At 40.1% G+C, this 17,085-nt stretch carries 15 protein-coding genes; 9 read left to right on the forward strand and 6 right to left on the reverse strand.

Features of this window, described 5'->3' with window-relative positions; translation table 11 throughout:
* Window positions 1-5 precede the first annotated feature (5 nt).
* From BUE31_RS03940 to BUE31_RS03950, 3 genes are all read right to left on the reverse strand, one after another.
* Window positions 6-1,397, reverse strand: a complete 1,392-nt coding sequence (locus tag BUE31_RS03940; RefSeq protein ID WP_073400450.1) for a dicarboxylate/amino acid:cation symporter — start codon at window positions 1,395-1,397, stop codon at window positions 6-8.
* A 152-nt stretch (window positions 1,398-1,549) separates the two neighbouring features.
* Complete coding sequence (locus BUE31_RS03945; RefSeq protein ID WP_073400452.1) at window positions 1,550-3,037, reverse strand: serine hydrolase domain-containing protein; 1,488 nt, start codon at window positions 3,035-3,037, stop codon at window positions 1,550-1,552.
* A gap of 3 nt (window positions 3,038-3,040) precedes the next feature.
* Window positions 3,041-3,595: a hypothetical protein gene (locus BUE31_RS03950; protein ID WP_073400454.1), complete on the reverse strand. Its 555-nt coding sequence runs from the start codon at window positions 3,593-3,595 to the stop codon at window positions 3,041-3,043.
* Window positions 3,596-3,722: 127 nt separating this feature from the next.
* On the opposite strand from BUE31_RS03950, the gene BUE31_RS03955 reads away from it, so the two are divergent.
* On the forward strand, window positions 3,723-4,322 hold the full coding sequence (locus BUE31_RS03955) for a winged helix-turn-helix domain-containing protein (protein ID WP_073400456.1): 600 nt from the start codon (window positions 3,723-3,725) through the stop codon (window positions 4,320-4,322).
* A gap of 20 nt (window positions 4,323-4,342) precedes the next feature.
* On the opposite strand, the gene BUE31_RS03960 is transcribed toward BUE31_RS03955, so the two are convergent.
* Both BUE31_RS03960 and BUE31_RS03965 read right to left on the reverse strand, forming a co-directional pair.
* The gene (locus BUE31_RS03960; protein ID WP_073400458.1) at window positions 4,343-4,663 is read right to left on the reverse strand and encodes a YbjQ family protein; all 321 of its coding nucleotides are present in this window, start codon (window positions 4,661-4,663) and stop codon (window positions 4,343-4,345) included.
* Between the two features lie 260 nt (window positions 4,664-4,923).
* Window positions 4,924-5,757, reverse strand: a complete 834-nt coding sequence (locus BUE31_RS03965) for a sugar phosphate isomerase/epimerase family protein (RefSeq protein WP_234997743.1) — start codon at window positions 5,755-5,757, stop codon at window positions 4,924-4,926.
* Window positions 5,758-5,925: 168 nt separating this feature from the next.
* Between BUE31_RS03965 and BUE31_RS03970 the strand changes: the two genes are divergently transcribed.
* The 3 genes from BUE31_RS03970 (at window position 5,926) to BUE31_RS03980 (ending at window position 7,710) form a co-directional block, all read left to right on the forward strand.
* A complete protein-coding gene (locus BUE31_RS03970; RefSeq protein WP_073400462.1) occupies window positions 5,926-6,753 on the forward strand; it encodes an MOSC domain-containing protein in 828 nt (275 codons plus the stop codon).
* Window positions 6,754-7,146, forward strand: a complete 393-nt coding sequence (locus BUE31_RS03975) for a VOC family protein (protein ID WP_073400464.1) — start codon at window positions 6,754-6,756, stop codon at window positions 7,144-7,146.
* A gap of 126 nt (window positions 7,147-7,272) precedes the next feature.
* Window positions 7,273-7,710, forward strand: coding sequence for an RrF2 family transcriptional regulator (locus tag BUE31_RS03980; protein ID WP_073400466.1), 438 nt, complete (start codon window positions 7,273-7,275; stop codon window positions 7,708-7,710).
* Window positions 7,711-7,851: 141 nt separating this feature from the next.
* On the opposite strand, the gene BUE31_RS03985 is transcribed toward BUE31_RS03980, so the two are convergent.
* Entirely contained in the window at window positions 7,852-10,626 is a 2,775-nt protein-coding gene (locus BUE31_RS03985) for a TonB-dependent receptor (protein ID WP_073400468.1), read from the reverse strand.
* 479 nt (window positions 10,627-11,105) lie between these two features.
* Between BUE31_RS03985 and BUE31_RS03990 the strand changes: the two genes are divergently transcribed.
* The 5 genes from BUE31_RS03990 to cysD are packed head-to-tail and all read left to right on the forward strand — an operon-like array spanning window position 11,106 to window position 17,069.
* Window positions 11,106-13,199, forward strand: a complete 2,094-nt coding sequence (locus BUE31_RS03990) for a HEPN domain-containing protein (protein ID WP_073400470.1) — start codon at window positions 11,106-11,108, stop codon at window positions 13,197-13,199.
* Window positions 13,196-13,963 (forward strand): uroporphyrinogen-III C-methyltransferase, encoded by a 768-nt coding sequence (cobA, locus tag BUE31_RS03995; RefSeq protein ID WP_073400472.1) that lies wholly within the window; start codon window positions 13,196-13,198, stop codon window positions 13,961-13,963. Before BUE31_RS03990 ends, cobA begins: the two co-directional genes overlap by 4 nt.
* A complete protein-coding gene (locus BUE31_RS04000; protein ID WP_073400475.1) occupies window positions 13,941-15,446 on the forward strand; it encodes a TSUP family transporter in 1,506 nt (501 codons plus the stop codon). The genes cobA and BUE31_RS04000 overlap by 23 nt, the downstream gene beginning before the upstream one ends.
* Before the next feature lies 1 nt (window position 15,447).
* Window positions 15,448-16,167 (forward strand): phosphoadenylyl-sulfate reductase, encoded by a 720-nt coding sequence (locus BUE31_RS04005; RefSeq protein ID WP_073400477.1) that lies wholly within the window; start codon window positions 15,448-15,450, stop codon window positions 16,165-16,167.
* Window positions 16,164-17,069, forward strand: a complete 906-nt coding sequence (cysD, locus tag BUE31_RS04010) for a sulfate adenylyltransferase subunit CysD (RefSeq protein ID WP_073400479.1) — start codon at window positions 16,164-16,166, stop codon at window positions 17,067-17,069. The genes BUE31_RS04005 and cysD overlap by 4 nt, the downstream gene beginning before the upstream one ends.
* Window positions 17,070-17,085: the final 16 nt, after the last annotated feature.

Below are 17,085 nucleotides of genomic sequence, written 5' to 3' on the forward strand. Positions count from 1 at the left end.
TATTGTTAAATAATTTCTTTGGTTTGATCGGATAACTCCCCTTCCCATTTGCTCACTACTGCGGTAGCCATGGCGTTACCCAACACGTTTGTGGCCGAACGTCCCATATCAAGTAGAGGATCAATCCCTATTATGAGAGCCAATCCAGCTTCCGGGATGTTAAACATTGGCAATGTTCCTGCAATAACCACCAGTGATGCCCTTGGCACACCTGCTACGCCCTTGCTGGTAAGCATTAGTATAAGTAGCATGGTTATTTGTTGCCCTATTGATAAATGCATATTATAGGCCTGCGCTAGGAATAACGAGGCAAAGGTCATATACATCATAGAGCCGTCAAGGTTAAATGAATAGCCGAGTGGTAAAACAAAACTTACAATTTTATTATTACAACCAAATTTTTCAAGCTCAAGCAATACTTTTGGATAAGCCGCTTCGCTGGTTGATGTACTGAAAGCTATCAGCATGGCATCTTTTATCCGGCTTACCAGGTTAAACACCCGCTTGCGCAACACAACAAAGCCCGCAAAAATAATTGCCATCCAAAGCACGGTAAGCGAAAAATAGAATTCGCCTATAAAAATAGCATAGGTTGACAGGATCCCTAAACCCTGTTTGGCTATAATAGCTGTTATGGCGCCAAACACAGCTAATGGCGCAAGCATCATTACATAGCCCGTTATTTTTAATATAACGTGTGCAATGGCATCCATTGCTTTAATAATCAGCCCGCCTTTTTCGCCAATTGCTGCTGTAGCTATGCCAAAGAAGATGGAGAACACCACAATCTGCAGGATCTCATTATTTGTCATGGCCTCAAAAAAGCTTCGGGGGAATACATGGTCAACAAAATCTTTTAAAGAGATCCCTGTTTTCTTGATCCCGGTAGATAAATGGCTGTCTGGCAATGGCAGGTGCATTTCCATGCCTGGCTTGAAAAGATTTACCAGCAACATCCCAAGCAGCAGGGAAACCAGGGTAGCGCTTAAAAACCACAATAAGGTTTTACCGCCAATGCGGCCTACAGCCTTAATATCACCAACCTTTGCCACACCAACCACCAGCGTTGAAAACACCAGGGGGCCGACTATCATTTTAATCAGGTTCAGAAATATATGGCTTAAAATAGTAAAGCCTTCCAGCTTATCCTCGCGGAGATCATCAGTGGCTTTACGCAGTACAACCTGTGCGCTGCGATTTGATTTTAACAGCTTAAAATCAGCGGTTGTGCTATCTTTTAAAGTGGATAAACGGGCATCAATAACTTTGATATTAGCCTCTACCGTACTTATACGGGTATTAATGGCATTTATTACATACACATTATACAGGTAACCAGCTATTACCCCCGAAATAAGGGCAATAAAAATATAGAGCGTAAGTTTGCTTTTTTGCATAGCGCTTGTTGAGCCTGCAAAAGTAGTAATTTGAGTTGATTAAGTTAATCAGGTTAAAATATGTTGATTGAGTAAAATACCAATCCAAACCCATAGTGCTTTATTATCCTATTTCTTCAATATTATTATCTAAATAATATAAAAGGAATCCTTTAGATTACCTTCTTAACTTTAAACGAGCCATCCTGTGCTTTTATCATGAAGCTATCTATATTACCATGAGTATCTTTCATAAAAGAATGAATATTGAACATGATCTCATTAAAAAAGAAATCGGTATTGCTGCTAAAGTGCATCAACCATGGAGTTGGTGAACTGCTGTCGTGAAACCATAATTTACCATTTCTCCAAAATACAGTAACAGATTGGTCTGAATCATCACGGAATTTATATTTGCCGCAATAAGTGTTTAAAACACCATCCGGAACAATAACCTCCTTTTTAACAACCGGGTTGTAGAACCCTTTCCATTTATAAACAGTGGCTACGCTATTAATAATTTCTTCTGTGATATCAATGTATGCAGCAAGATCAGTATTTGCCATTATAACCACCCCGTTACCATTTTTAATGGATGCGTAATAGTCTGCTACAAATCCTTCATTCAGTCCGTCATGATGAAAATAGGTATCGCTGCCTTTTTGTTCTATAAAGAAACCAAGTGCATTGTTTTTTTCTATTTGCGGAGTAAACATTTGCTTAACGGTTGTGGACGAAAGTATTTTGTTATTTCTGCTCTTGAGGGATAGTTGTAATTCTATAATAAATTTTGCCAGGTCGGCAGGCGTCGACCAAAGAGATGCACCGCATGCATCTTCCGGATAAATATGATACTTGCAGCCAATATCTTTTCCGTCAAACCGATACGCTGTAGCTAAATTCTTTTTCTGCTTCTCTGTAAGCTGGGAATAATAAAATGTATGATTCATTCCCAATGGTTTAAAAATGGTTTGGGTCATATAATCAGCATAAGGCCTACCCGTAACATCCTCAACCTCCATCCCTGATATTGCATACCCGCCACCTGAATACTCAAATTTTGTACCCGGTTCAAATACCGACCTTACAGCCGGTGAGTTGGCCGGTGGCTCTCCATTGAGTATTTGAATGATATTGGGAAGCGGCTGGTACCATTTATACCCGTCAAAACCATGTACCGAGAGGCCGGCAGTATGGCTAAGTAATTCAAGCGTGGTTATTTTTTTACCGCGGCTTAATGAATCATAAGGGAATTTCCACCTTTTTAAATAAGCATTTATATCATGGTGCAAATCAATTCTGCCATCCTGCACCAATTTCATTGTCCCCACAGCATGGATAGATTTACCAATGGAGGCCGGTTGAAATAATGTGGATATTGTAACCGGGATCTTTTGGGCAGTATCTGCCCAGCCATATCCTTTTACCCATTCAATTTTATAATTATTTATAACGGCAACGCTTACTCCATTTATCCGGTAATATGCCATGCGATCAAGGATGTTCCAGCCGGTACTATCCTGTATTTTCACCCACCCACCCAGGTTATTTTCCACTTTTTTTATCCGCGTTTTTACTTGAGGCGAGTATAGGTTCAGTTTTTGCGCTTCTGTGGCAATTGCCGTAATTAACAACAGGAAGAATATATAATAAGTTTTCATAATTTATTTTGATGAATAATTAAACTGATACATTTTGTCGGCATTGTTGATATACTTTTTCATATACCGGTTAAAAATTGTAAAAGATTGATTTTGTCCATTCACTATAAACTCGTTTAGAGTTAACCGGAAGGAAAGCGCGTCTTTTTGATTTTTAATGATCTGATCTTTTACAAGGTCGTTTACAATAGCCAGCTGCTGGCTGTTAATCCTTGCTTCATTTTGACGGGCTGCTTCTTTTTGCCTTTCCCATAATATGGATGTAAGCTTATCAATGAGGGCCGTGTAGCGGTCAAGCTCCCCAGTAGGGATTAGTTTATTATTTAGGTACAGCTTTGGTAATCGGTCGCCTTCTTGCACCAGTTTGTATCTTATGCCATCCGGACCTGTGGTAGTAATAGTATTCAGGAAAGTTTCCTTTTCCACGGTTGCCAGGGCAGGGAAAGCTACAGCCTTGCCGGTTGTTAAAGCGCTTTTCTGCGATTGCGCTGAGCCAGGCGCCCCCAGTATACAAAGGCTAATAAAGGGTAGCCATAATCCTTTTGGGATTTTTTTCATGATGCTTTGTTTTTTAATACCCCAAAGCTATTGCCGATAAACGCCGGGCCATATATAGAAAAGCTTCAGAAAAGATTCAGATTTTATAAAAATGAATAGTTAAGTTCGATTCGTTTATTTTTGATGAATGATTGAAAAGCCATTTATAATTAACAATCAATTTTTTATAACCCCATTGCTTGGTCTTATAAAGCAAAATGATGGGCAAAATGAAACCCGCCTTGAGCCAAGGTTAATGCATCTGCTTTGTATGCTGGTTGCTAATAAAGGAGAATTGGTTACCAGGGCCCTTTTGACCAAAGAGGTTTGGGATAATTACGGAAATGCTGATGAAGGCCTCACTCAGGCCATTTCCTACCTGCGTAAAATTTTTAATGATGATGGAAAAACACTAATTGAAACCGTACCAAAAAAAGGCTATGTATTAAATGCTATAATTACAATTCCTAAAACAGAGAATAATGTTGTAAAAGTAAATCCTAACAAGAAAAAAGTTTATTGGATAGCTGTTGTGGTTATAACAGCATTAATTATTGGGGGATATTTTATTTTCAGGACTAGCCATATAGCCTCCAAACATCCGGCAGATGTAATCAACGGGGCTAAACAAAACGATTCGGCAAAACTAAAATCTCCTGACGCGTTAGAAACATCCAAATCTAAAAATGCAGATAAAATACCAGACACAGCTAAAAACTCAAAACCTTCTCCTGATTTAAAAAAATGAAGAACTGTACCTGGTAAAATTTAAATCTTCTCTACCACCACTGCAGTTCCATAAGCCAGCACCTCTGTTACGCCCTGCAAAACTTCATTGGCATCATAACGCATATTAATAACTGCGTTGGCGCCGTGTTGCTGCGCATGCTGCATCATTAGTTGATAGGCTTCTTCGCGGGCTGTTTCGCAAAGCTCTGTGTAAACACTGTTTTGTCCGCCCATAATTGTCTGCAAACCACCTAATATATTGCCGCCTACCCCGCGCGAACGAACGGTAATCCCTCTTATTACTCCCAAATGCTGGGTTATTTTATAGCCTTCAAGGCTTGTGCTTGTTGTAACTAACATAATTTTCCGATTTTGTTTATTGGATGTTTTTTAATACCAATTGTTTCAAAAAAACGCCTTTTTTTATTTCGTTAGCCACCTAATTCGTCGCCCGGGCGGTTATCGCCATAAAGATGAGACAACCAAGCTGCCGCGAATCCTAGAGCAGATAACAATTGCATCGTAAGTATGGTTAGGCGTAACTTTATAATTAAAATCACTGAGGATACAAGTAGGGATTTATAACTGGCTAATTAAAAACAGAACAATAGCTTAAAATCTCACTCTGTTAAACTCTTTAAATAAGCAATGCTTGCCGGAACCTGTTCCATAACATTATTGCTTTCATCTTCAATATAATAATGTTGTATTCCGGCTTGTTTGGCTGCCTTTAATATTGCAGGGAGATCCATTTGCCCGGTACCCAAAGCAACATCATTGTCCCGTGAGGTACCACCCGAAAGATTTCCCTTTACGCCCTTTTTAAGATCTTTTAAGTGCATCAGTTTAAAACGGCCGGGATATTTATTAAGCATTTTCGCAGGGTCCTGTCCCGGGAAAAAAGCCCACAAGATATCCAGCTCAAAACTTACATATTCTGGATCTGTTTGCTCAACCAGAAGATTAAACAAGGTGCCAGTTTTATATGGCTCAAATTCAAACCCGTGGTTGTGATACACAAAGGATAAGCTGTACTGCTCTTTGAGTAATTTCCCCGTCCTGTTAAAATCATCAATTGCTTGTTGGGCCTCTTCCAACGTAAATACGCCTTTATGAGGAATTCCGGCAACCCTTACATAATCAGCACCTAAAGTTTTTGCGTTTTGAGCAACCAGGGCAGTTTTATTAATAAAGTCTTCATAGCTCACTCCAAACGAAGAACATTTTAAACCTCTTTCATCAATTAACTTCCTTAATTCAGCCGCGGTTTTACCAAAAAGATTTGAAAATTCAATATCTGTAAATCCATTTGCCTTAATTATATCAAGCGTTGACGGCACATCCTTTTCAAAATATTTGCGATAGGTGTATGAAACTACGCCGGGCTTTTGAGGGAATAATAATTGTGCAAAGAGCTTATCTGCAGGAAAGAAACAGACAAACAGAACAGCCATTAATTTGATGCGGTTTAAAGACATGATTATCATAATTGGATGGGAAAGAATTATCAAATATAAAATAATCTTAAAGTGAAAGTCATATTCTATCACGTCAGACCGAAATAATCAAACTAAATTATTTGGTGCCGATAATTTTTAGATGTCCTTTTCATAAATTTGAAAATGTTGCAGATAAGCGAACTATATATCTACCCCATAAAATCACTTGCGGGAATTGCCGTTAAAAAAGCACAGATAACCGAAAAAGGTTTTGAATACGACAGGCGATATTTGCTTGTTGATACAAACAATTGTTTTTTAACGCAGCGTGAATATCCTCAAATGTCACAGCTTCAGCCTTCCATTGAAAATAATGAACTGCGTGTTACTCACAAGGCCAGCAATAAGTTTATAACATTACCATTAACCCCTCTGCCATCAACTAATCGCGCTGTGGTGGTTATTTGGGATGATACCTGCATAGCTGAATTTGTAAGCGATGAAGCTGATAGCTGGTTTACTGAAGTGCTGGGGATAAATTGCAGGCTGGTTTATATGCCCGATGATACAAAACGTGTGGTTGATCAGCGTTATGCTCCTGAAAATTCCGTTACTTCCTTTTCTGACGCTTATCCGTTTTTAATTATCGGGCAGGCATCGCTTGATGACCTGAATAACCGGCTTATGGATGAGTTACCAATGAACAGGTTCAGGCCTAACATCGTATTTACAGGTGGTGAGCCTTTTGAAGAAGATCAGTATGGACATTTTACAATTGGCGACATTGATTTTTATGGGGTAAAGCTTTGTGCCCGCTGCGTAGTTACCACTATTGACCAGGAAACAGCAAAAAAAGGAAAAGAGCCATTAAAAACTCTGGCATCCTACCGTTTTAAAAACAATAAGATCTTGTTTGGCCAAAACCTGGTTCATGAAGGATCCGGGGAAATTGCAATAGGCGATGAGATTATGGTTTTACAGGAAAACGTGGAAGACAGGTTTATTGTTTAAATGAAACAATATATTGCCCATATTACCTTACTGGTTAATGATTATGACGATGCCATTCAATTTTATACAGAAAAATTGGCATTTGATTTGATTGAAGATACGCCATTAAGTGAAACCAAAAGATGGGTACTGGTTGCACCCAAAGGTTCGAAAGAATGTTGCCTGTTGTTAGCAAAAGCTGATGGTGAAGAACAAAAAAAACATGTTGGCAATCAAACCGGCGGTCGCGTTTCGTTGTTTTTGTATACAGATGATTTTTGGCGCGACCATGCCAATATGTTAGCCAAAAACATCAAATTTGTTCGCGAGCCTAAAGCAGAACCATATGGTACTGTTGCTGTTTTTGCAGACCTGTATGGAAACCTTTGGGATTTAATACAAGCTAACGCCTGAAAGCAGTTTTGAGCAGGAATATTTGCACATCAAATAAAACATTATCTTTACCATAGATTAACACCTTATCAGCAAATAAAGTAACTCAAATTCTTTTACCTATCTTTGTAAGCGCTATTTTTAAATATGCTATCGAAAAAAACTAAGTATGCAATTAAGGCCCTGGTAGTGCTGGGGAAAAATGCAGATAAACCGCCAATGCAAATTTCAAGGATTGCTGAGGAAGAACGGATCCCGAAAAAATTTCTTGAACAGATCCTTTTGGATTTGCGTAACGCAGGCTTTCTTTACAGTAAAAAAGGTGCGGGAGGTGGCTACAGCCTTAACAAAGACCCTAAGGATATATTCCTGGTACAAATAATGCGGATTACCGATGGCCCCATAGCCATGGTACCATGCGCCAGCCTTAACTTTTACCATAAATGCGATGAGTGCCACCAGGAAACAACCTGCGGAATTCGGGATGTGTTTATTGAAGTTAGGGATGCAACTGTAAAAATACTATCTGAAACCAGCATTGCTGACGTTATTAGCCGCGAAGGTACGTTGCTGTTGAATGTTTAGTGGTTCCCTTGTAATCAACCATTTTACCGGTTTATCTTCATTTAAAATAAGATAACTAACCGATTAATATTATTACTTTTTAAAAACAAAATAGCCGCCCAATAAAAATGGACGGCTATTTTAATATATAACTGATATTTTCTAAAAGTTAAATCCAATCCGGGCAAATAACCGGCGCCCGTTTTGGCCCATTTGTACAGCGTCAAAAGGACCGCCGGTTTCATTATTATAGGCATAACCCTTAGCAGCCAGTACTGCGCCAAGTGTAGGGTGTATATTGAATATATTATCGCTACCTATTGAAACATGAGCGGTTTTACTCAATTTATAAGCAAAATACAGATCACTAACAACCTTACCACTATAATTATATTGATCGGGTACTTTTGTGTTAGCATCGGCATCCAACGGAACAACCGGATGGATCCCGTCAAAATTATCACCGTATCCAAGCAATACTATCTTACCAAAATAGGTGAAGCGCGTACCTGCTGTAAATTTCTTATAGCTATACTCCGGGTTTAATGAAAGCTTTTGCGGAGGTGCGGATGCTAAAATAAATTTCTGCTCACGATCACTTAAAAAGGTCTGTCTCAGCAGATCAGTACCATTCAGTTTAGCCGGGTAATTGATGCTGTTAATCTTCATGTGCTGAAAATTGCCCGCAAATAACACCCTGATCCGGCTATCGCCTATTTTCTTGTTGTATTCAATTACAACATCCAATCCGGTATTTGTGGTATTTACTGCATTGGCAAAAAACTGTGCGGCAGAAACGTGCAAAGCATTAAGCGCGGCTAAAAATGCCGGATCGAGTGTTTGATCACTTGCACTAAATTGGCCAGAAAGCACTACCCTGTCTTTTACCTTAATTAAATAGCCGTCGGTAGTGATGCTTAATTCAGGTATTGGTTTATAGGTAAAGCCTATCCCGGCATTGGTTGATGTTTCCTGTTTAAGGTTAGGGATGCCGGCTGCTTTAGTAATGGGGCTAAAGTTTGGTGCAATTTTCACCTCAGAAATAACACCGCCCTGTACATTGGTATAAGATGAACTGTAGTTGATCTGCTGTAATGATGGTGCACGGAAGCCTGTACCTACTGAACCCCGAATATTAAAATTATCGGTTACTTTATAGCGGGTAGCAAACTTAGTACTGTAATTAAACCCAAAGTCGCTGTAGTGTTCAAGCCTGTTGGCGTAATCAATTAACCATTTTTTGGTGATGTCAGCTTCCAGGTCAAGGTAGATCCCTTCAACCGAACGGTGAGCATTTACAACATCAGTAGGCTGGTATCCCGGAAATCCCTGTGAACCTGTAGCTTTGTCTCCATTATAATTTGAATAAGAATCAGGCTCGCCTGCATTAATTTTATAACGTTCGTACCTGTATTCAGCACCTGCACCAATATTTAGGCCTGCAAATACATCTTTTAAATGTTTGCTAAAGTTTAAGTTAGTGGTGTTTTGTAAAAACTGCGATCCACCATCATCAAAATGATTTTTATTGGCACCTAATGAGGCATTAAACGTTTTATCACCAAAAAAATGAAATGAATTGTTACCTATATTATTGCTTAGGTCCCAGTCAACATCCTTTCCAACAGTTCCTTTTAATCCCAATGCCAATGATGCATCAGTATTATGTGTTTGTATGATCGGGTTATAATAACTATCACCATCAGGTGTATTAAATATAATACCGGGTACCGCTATAAGGTTTCCGCTGGCATCAGTTGGAAAACGCCCCGGTGAACCTGAAAAGTTCCTTGTAAAAGCATAATCATCAGAGTTTTTACGGCTATAGCCACCAAAACTGTAAAAAGTTGTGCGGCTTCCGGCAATTGGCAGCTCGTTATTAAAAAACAAATCAAAACTATTTGCCGAGCCATCTCCATTTGCACGCCTCACATTATTAAGCGGTAATGCTTTAGGGTTTGCAAATGCAGTATCATGCGTTTGCCTGAAGGTTTTGCCGTTATTAGCATAATCTGCCGATAAGTTTATGAATCCATTATTTTTCCCAATTGCAATGCCGTAATTAGCATCAAAAGCAACCGCATTACCATCAATTGCCCCACCATGCGGATACTGGCCCTTTGCAAGCGCGTTACGGCTGTTAAATTCCGGGTCGTAATAACCCGAATATCCGCCATTTATGGTAAATTCATTTACAGTCTTTTTTAATATGATATTGATTACACCGGCAATCGCATCTGATCCGTATTGTGCGGATGCTCCATCACGGAGAATTTCAACCCTGTCAATTGCAGCTGTAGGTATTGAGCTAAGGTCAGTGCCGGAATTACCGCGTCCCCGGGTGCCAAATACCGAAACAAAGGCGGTTTGGTGCCTGCGTTTTCCATTAATGAGCACCAAAGTTTGATCAGGGCCCAAACCTCTCAATGTACCCAGTTCAACGTGGTCGGCACCGTCTGAGCCTGATTGCTTGTTGTAATTGAACGATGGGGCCGAATAGTTTAATATATCGGTTATATCAAGCCTGCCTGTACTAACAGAAGCCTTTGCAATATTAACCACATCAACAGGTACGGCTGTTTCCAGCTTAACCCGACCAGCAGAACGTGTGCCGATTAAAACGACTTCGCCAAGTGTGTTAACATCTTTCTCCATTTTTACATCAACAGTACTGCTGTTTCCTACAGTAATTGTTAAAAGCTTATACCCTGTGTATGAAAATATCAATTGGTCACTTGCCGAAGCGGAAATTGTAAATTTCCCGTTTGCATCTGTAGATGTACCGATGGAAGTGCCCTTAATTCTTACTGAGGCACCAGGAATAGCCTCTTTACTGGAGGCATCAGTAACTGTGCCTTTAATAGTTAACTTTTGTGCAAAGGCAATCCCTGTGCTGAGACAGATTATTGCGAGGATAATAAGTAAATGTTTCTTCATAAAATAATAATTAATAAGCCAAGGTTAATTTTATGTAAGGTAATAATAATTATACATTTTTCATACAAAGGACTTTTTTATTAAACTATTGCTAAGATAATTCAAACTAATATGTCAAGTTAAAAATTGGGTGTAAATATTACATAATAGGTATCAGCGGTTAATAATATATTTATTTGAATAAACTATCAGGATATTAATACAGAAAGCTTAAAAACCAGGAGAACGACTATTAACTATAATGTAATACAAAGGTAAAAATCACCTTTTTTCAAATAAATACTACAACTTCCCTATACTATATGTATATTTGTCACTATAAACAATGAAAACACCAATTTATAATTACTTTAAGGCTATGATGTATTGCCATATGTACGGCAACTAATTGAGGCTTTATTGCTATTATATTTAACATATAAGCCTCTTTCGCCTAAGCAAAAGGGGCTTTTTTATACAATAAAACTAACAACAATATTATGCAAAGCTTTCGCACCGAACTGGAGAACCCGATAGTTGAAAAAGACATCATTGATCTTGAAAAAAAGATCAGGGCTTTTCGTGAAGGTAAGATCCACGACGAAAAATTCAGGAGCCTGCGGTTAGCACGCGGGATATATGGACAAAGGCAGCCGGGAGTACAAATGATAAGGATCAAGCTTCCTTTTGGTAAGGTAACTTTTAAGCAATTGCTTCGCATTGCTGATATTTCTGATAAGTACGCTAGTCACAACTTGCATTTAACTACCCGCCAGGATATCCAGATCCATTATGTAAGCCTTGACCGTACGCCACAATTGTGGGCTGAACTGGAACAGGATGATATTACGCTGCGGGAAGCTTGTGGAAATACCGTAAGGAACGTTACCGCCTCTCCTACTGCGGGTATCGATCCGCTTGAACCGTTTGATGTATCGCCATATGCACATGCAACATTCGAGTATTTTTTGCGCAACCCGGTTTGCCAGGAAATGGGCCGTAAGTTCAAGATCTCTTTTTCGTCAAGCGAAGCTGATACCGCTTTTTCGTATATTCATGATATTGGGGTGATCCCTAAAATAAATGCAGCCGGCGAACGCGGGTTTAAGGTAATGCTTGGCGGTGGCCTTGGTGCGCAGCCTTTACTTGCCAACATTGTTGAAGATTTTTTACCCGAGGATGAGCTGATTCCTTATATAGAAGCTATTATTCGGGTTTTTGACCGCCATGGCGAACGCAATAACCGCAATAAAGCCCGTCTAAAATATTTGATCCAAAAAATAGGTTTAGCCGAAGTTTTGTCGTTGGCTGAAGCTGAGAGAACCGCTTTAAAAGTAAAAACATACAAAGTAAACAGGGATGCTTTAACAGGGCCTTCAATCCCTGCGGAAACAACTTTTAATGATGTGGTTATAAGTAACCCGTTCCGTTACGAACAATGGCTTGCAACCAATGTATTTGAGCAAAAACAACCCGGTTTTTATGGCGTTTATGTAAAAGTGCCGGTGGGCGATATCCCTTCAGAAACCGCGCGTAAACTGGTAGCTGTACTTGAGCCATTAGTAGCAGATGAGATTCGCGTAACTCAAAATCAGGGATTGCTATTAAAGTTTGTTCGTAAGGAAGCATTGCCTTCATTATATAATGGACTTGCATGGCTTGAGTTGGCCGCACCTGGCTTTGACAGCCTTGCAGATGTAACTACCTGCCCCGGTACTGATACCTGTAACCTGGGCATTTCAAACAGTATGACGCTTTCACGTGTGCTTGAAGATGTGATCTATAATGAATATGAAGACCTGATCTATAACAAAGAAATAAAAATAAAGATCAGCGGCTGTATGAACTCATGTGGTCAGCATGGTTTGGCACATATTGGGTTTCATGGCAGTTCATTAAAGGCAGGCATTAAGGTCTTACCTTCGGTACAGGTACTTTTGGGTGGTGGCACAGTTGGCGATGGTGTTGGCCGTGCAGCTGAAAAAGTGATCAAAGTACCGGCTAAGCGTGCAACACATGTACTAAGGGCTGTGCTTGATGATTATAAAGTGAATGCCCTGCCAGATGAAAGCTTCCACGCCTATTACGACAGGAAAACGAAAGATTATTTTTACCAGCTATTAAAACCCCTTGCTGACCTTACCACCTTAACCGATGATGAATTTGTAGATTGGGGCCACCAGGAAACTTTTGCTACCGCTATTGGCGTTGGCGAGTGCGCCGGGGTTGTTATTGACCTTGTAGCTACATTGCTTTATGAATCTGAAGAAAAATTTGGCTGGGCAAATGAGGCATTTGCAGATAGAAGATGGGCCGATGCCATTTACCATGCCTATAATACTTTTGTAAGTTCTGCTAAAGCATTATTGCTTGATAAAGGCATTAATACCAGCACGCAGACAGGTGTAATAAAAGAATTTGATAATAATTACATAAACACCGGTGAAATAAAATTAGAAGGCAGTTTTAATGACCTGGTTTTACAGATCAATAAAAACGAACCTTCAGAAGAGTTTGCCACTGCTTACCTGCAGGCTGCAAGCGATTTTTTAAATGCCGTTAAAATAAAAAGAGAGGAATTGGTACAGTCATGATAAAAGAACCACGTATTACACTTGTTGGTGCAGGCCCGGGTGATACCGATCTGATAACCCTTAAAGGTGTTAAAGCATTACAAACTGCAGATGTTGTTTTATATGATGCGCTTGTTAACGATGAAATGCTTGAATTTGCACCGGCCCATGCTATAAAAGTATATGTAGGCAAACGCTCAGGCGACCACTCCTACTCGCAGGATGCCGTTAATAAGCTGATGATTGATTATGCTATTAACTATGGCCACGTTGTAAGGCTTAAAGGCGGCGACCCTTTTGTTTTTGGACGAGGGTTTGAAGAATTAGACTTTGCAGCATCATACAGTATTCAGGCACAGGTTATCCCCGGTATTTCCAGCTCAATTGGTGTTCCGGGAATGCAGCACATCCCGGTAACACATCGTGGTTTAAGCGAAAGCTTTTGGGTAGTTACGGGCACAACTGCAAGCGGAAAAGTATCGAACGATATTTATGAAGCAGCCCGTACAAAAGCTACCGTTATTGTTTTAATGGGAATCCATAAACTGGAAGAAATTACCGCTATCTTTAAAAGAGAAGGTAAAAACAGGTTGCCTGTTGCCGTTATTCAAAGCGGAACTACCAAAGATGAAAAAGTGGCTATTGGTATTGTAGATACTATTGTTGAAATTGTAGAAGAAAAGAAGATAACCTCACCAGCCATGATTGTTTTTGGCGATGTAGTATCTTTACATCCGGCTTATCAGCCTATTAAAGAGTTTTATGACATTATTGCCGAAGGATAGCAGGTTAACCGTTCAGGATGAAAGTACAAAGGGCAATCCATTGTTCCCTGTGTTTTTAAAGCTGAATGAGTTGCATACGGTACTTATTGGAGCCGGTAATGTTGGTTTGGAAAAACTGACTGCCATACTGCACAATAGTCCGGATGCCGCTGTTACTGTTATTGCTTTGGAAATTTTGCCGCAGATCCATGTACTGGCAGCAGAATATAAGGACCTGAAAATCATACAAAAATCTTTTTCTGATACTGACCTTAACAATGCCGACCTGGTAATTGCCGCTACTAACGATGGCGAGTTAAATAACTTTATCAGGCAATCGGCGCATGACAGGAAACTGCTGATAAATGTTGCTGATAAACCTGAACTCTGTGATTTTTACCTGGGTTCAATTGTTCAGAAAGGCGATCTTAAAATTGCCATCTCAACAAACGGGAAATCTCCAACTATTGCAAAACGGCTTAAAGAAGTTTTAAATGAAGGATTGCCTGATGAGCTGGATATTACCTTGCAGCAAATGAGCGAACTGCGTAACTCACTCAACGGTGATTTTGCTTATAAGGTACGTAAGCTAAATGAAGTAACTTCGGTATTGGTTGAACCTAAAACTGCTGATAAAAAGAATTTTATCTGGCTGCTATGGGGTGCAATTATTTTATCAATAATTATTGTAGTTACATCATTATGGTTCAATGAACCAGGCTTCAGAACATATGCTCAAAATATCCAGCCGGAATTTTATTATTTCCTTGGGGCGGGGTTTGTATTTGCACTGATAGATGGCGCCATTGGCATGTCATACGGGGTTACATCAACTTCTTTTTCCTTAACAATGGGCGTGCCACCGGCTTCAGCAAGCATGGGTGTGCATTTATCAGAAATTATGAGCAATGGTATTGCGGGGTGGATGCACTACCGTATGGGCAATATCAACTGGAAACTGTTTAAAATGCTGCTTATCCCCGGAATTATAGGCGCGGTAACAGGTGCCTACTTACTTTCATCGTTAGAGCATTATAGCCAATACACCAAACCATTTGTATCATTATATACATTGATACTGGGCATTGTTATTTTATCAAAAGCGTTTAAAACAGGCGTTAAAAAATCACACGAAAAAATAAAAAAGATCCCGCTACTTGGCCTTGGCGGTGGCTTTATTGACGCTGTTGGCGGTGGTGGCTGGGGCTCAATTGTGTTATCAACGTTAATTGCTGGTGGCCGTCATCCCCGTTTTTCGTTAGGAACCGTTAAGCTATCGCGTTTTTTTATAGCGCTCATGAGCTCTATAACATTTATTACCATGCTAAAGAGCAACCATTGGGGCGCTGTTGCAGGTTTGGTAATAGGCAGTGCAATTGCATCACCAGTTGCTGCAAAAATCTCAAACCGAATTTCGGCAAAGGCAATTATGATAGCTGTAGGAGTTATAGTAATTGCTATAAGTATAAAAAGTATTGTGGCCTTTATAACAAAAGTTTTATAAGATGAGTAAGTTAGCAGAACATATAAAACAGGAAACAGCAGGGCTTAACCCGGTAGAAGCATTAACGCTTTTGTCGGATATTTTTCATGATGAGATAGTTTTTTCAACCAGTTTTGGCTGGGAAGACCAGGTGATAACGCACATGATATTTACCAATAACCTGCCTATAAAAGTTTTTACGCTTGAGACAGGCCGGCTATTCCCGGAAACTTATTATGTTTGGAACCGCACCATGGAAATTTACGGCAAGCCTGTGCATGCTTATTATCCACAAACCCAACTGGTTGAGCAAATGGTGAGCACAAAGGGGCCAAGCAGTTTTTATGAGTCGGTTGAAAACCGTAAGGAGTGCTGCGGCATCCGTAAAATTGAGCCGTTAAAACGTGCTCTGGCAGGGAATAAATGCTGGATAACCGGCATCCGTGCAGAGCAATCAGCAAACCGCCAGTTTATGGATAATGTGGAATGGGACGAAGGAAACAACCTTGTGAAGTTTCACCCTATTTATAGCTGGAGTTTAGAAGAAGTAAAAGAATATATTAAAAAACACAACATACCTTACAATACGCTGCATGATAAAGGCTTCCCAAGTATTGGCTGCGCTCCCTGCACAAGGGCGGTACAGCCCGGCGAAGATTTTAGGGCAGGCAGATGGTGGTGGGAAGACCAGAGCAAAAAAGAGTGTGGATTACATGGGGTAAATGAAGTTATTGAAAAATGAGTAAACATCAGTTAGATTATTTGGATGAGTTAGAGGCAGAAGCTATTTATATTCTGCGCGAGGTAGCCGGTCAGTTTGAAAAACCTGCCCTGTTATTTTCGGGGGGGAAAGATTCTATAACATTGGTACGCCTGGCAGAAAAAGCCTTTCGTCCGGGTAAATTCCCGTTCCCACTGGTACATATTGATACCGGGCATAATTTTATTGAAACTATTGAATACCGCGATAAAATGATCAACCGCATTGGCGAAAAGCTGATCATCGGCCACGTGCAGGATTCAATTGACGAAGGTAAAGTGGTTGAGCAAAAAGGTAAAAATGCCAGCAGAAATGCGCTGCAAACTGTTACTCTGCTTGATACCATTGCCAAACATGGCTTTGATGCCTGCATAGGCGGCGCCCGAAGGGATGAAGAAAAAGCAAGAGCTAAAGAACGCATATTTTCTGTAAGAGATGAGTTCGGCCAATGGGATCCAAAACGCCAGCGCCCAGAGCTTTGGAATATTTTTAACGGCAAGATCCATAAAGGTGAAAACGTTAGGGTATTCCCTATCAGCAACTGGACCGAGCTTGATGTTTGGAATTACATCCGCCGGGAAAAGATAGAACTGCCGTCGATTTATTTTGCGCATGAGCGCGAGGTAATTACCCGGAACGGACAATTAATGGCTGCTTCTCCATTTTTAAATATGGATGATGAAGATATTATTGAAAAACGCAATGTACGCTTTCGTACTGTAGGTGATATGACCTGTACAGCAGCTGTAGAATCATACGCTTACCGCATTGACGATATTATAGATGAAATAAGCGAATCAAAAATAAGTGAGCGTGGCGCAAGAATGGACGATAAAGTAAGCGAAGCCGCCATGGAAGACCGTAAAAAAGGTGGATATTTTTAAGCGCCTTTGTTGGTGT

The sequence above is a fragment of the Mucilaginibacter sp. OK098 genome (genome assembly GCF_900142915.1).
In the GTDB taxonomy this organism is placed as follows: Bacteria; Bacteroidota; Bacteroidia; order Sphingobacteriales; family Sphingobacteriaceae; genus Mucilaginibacter.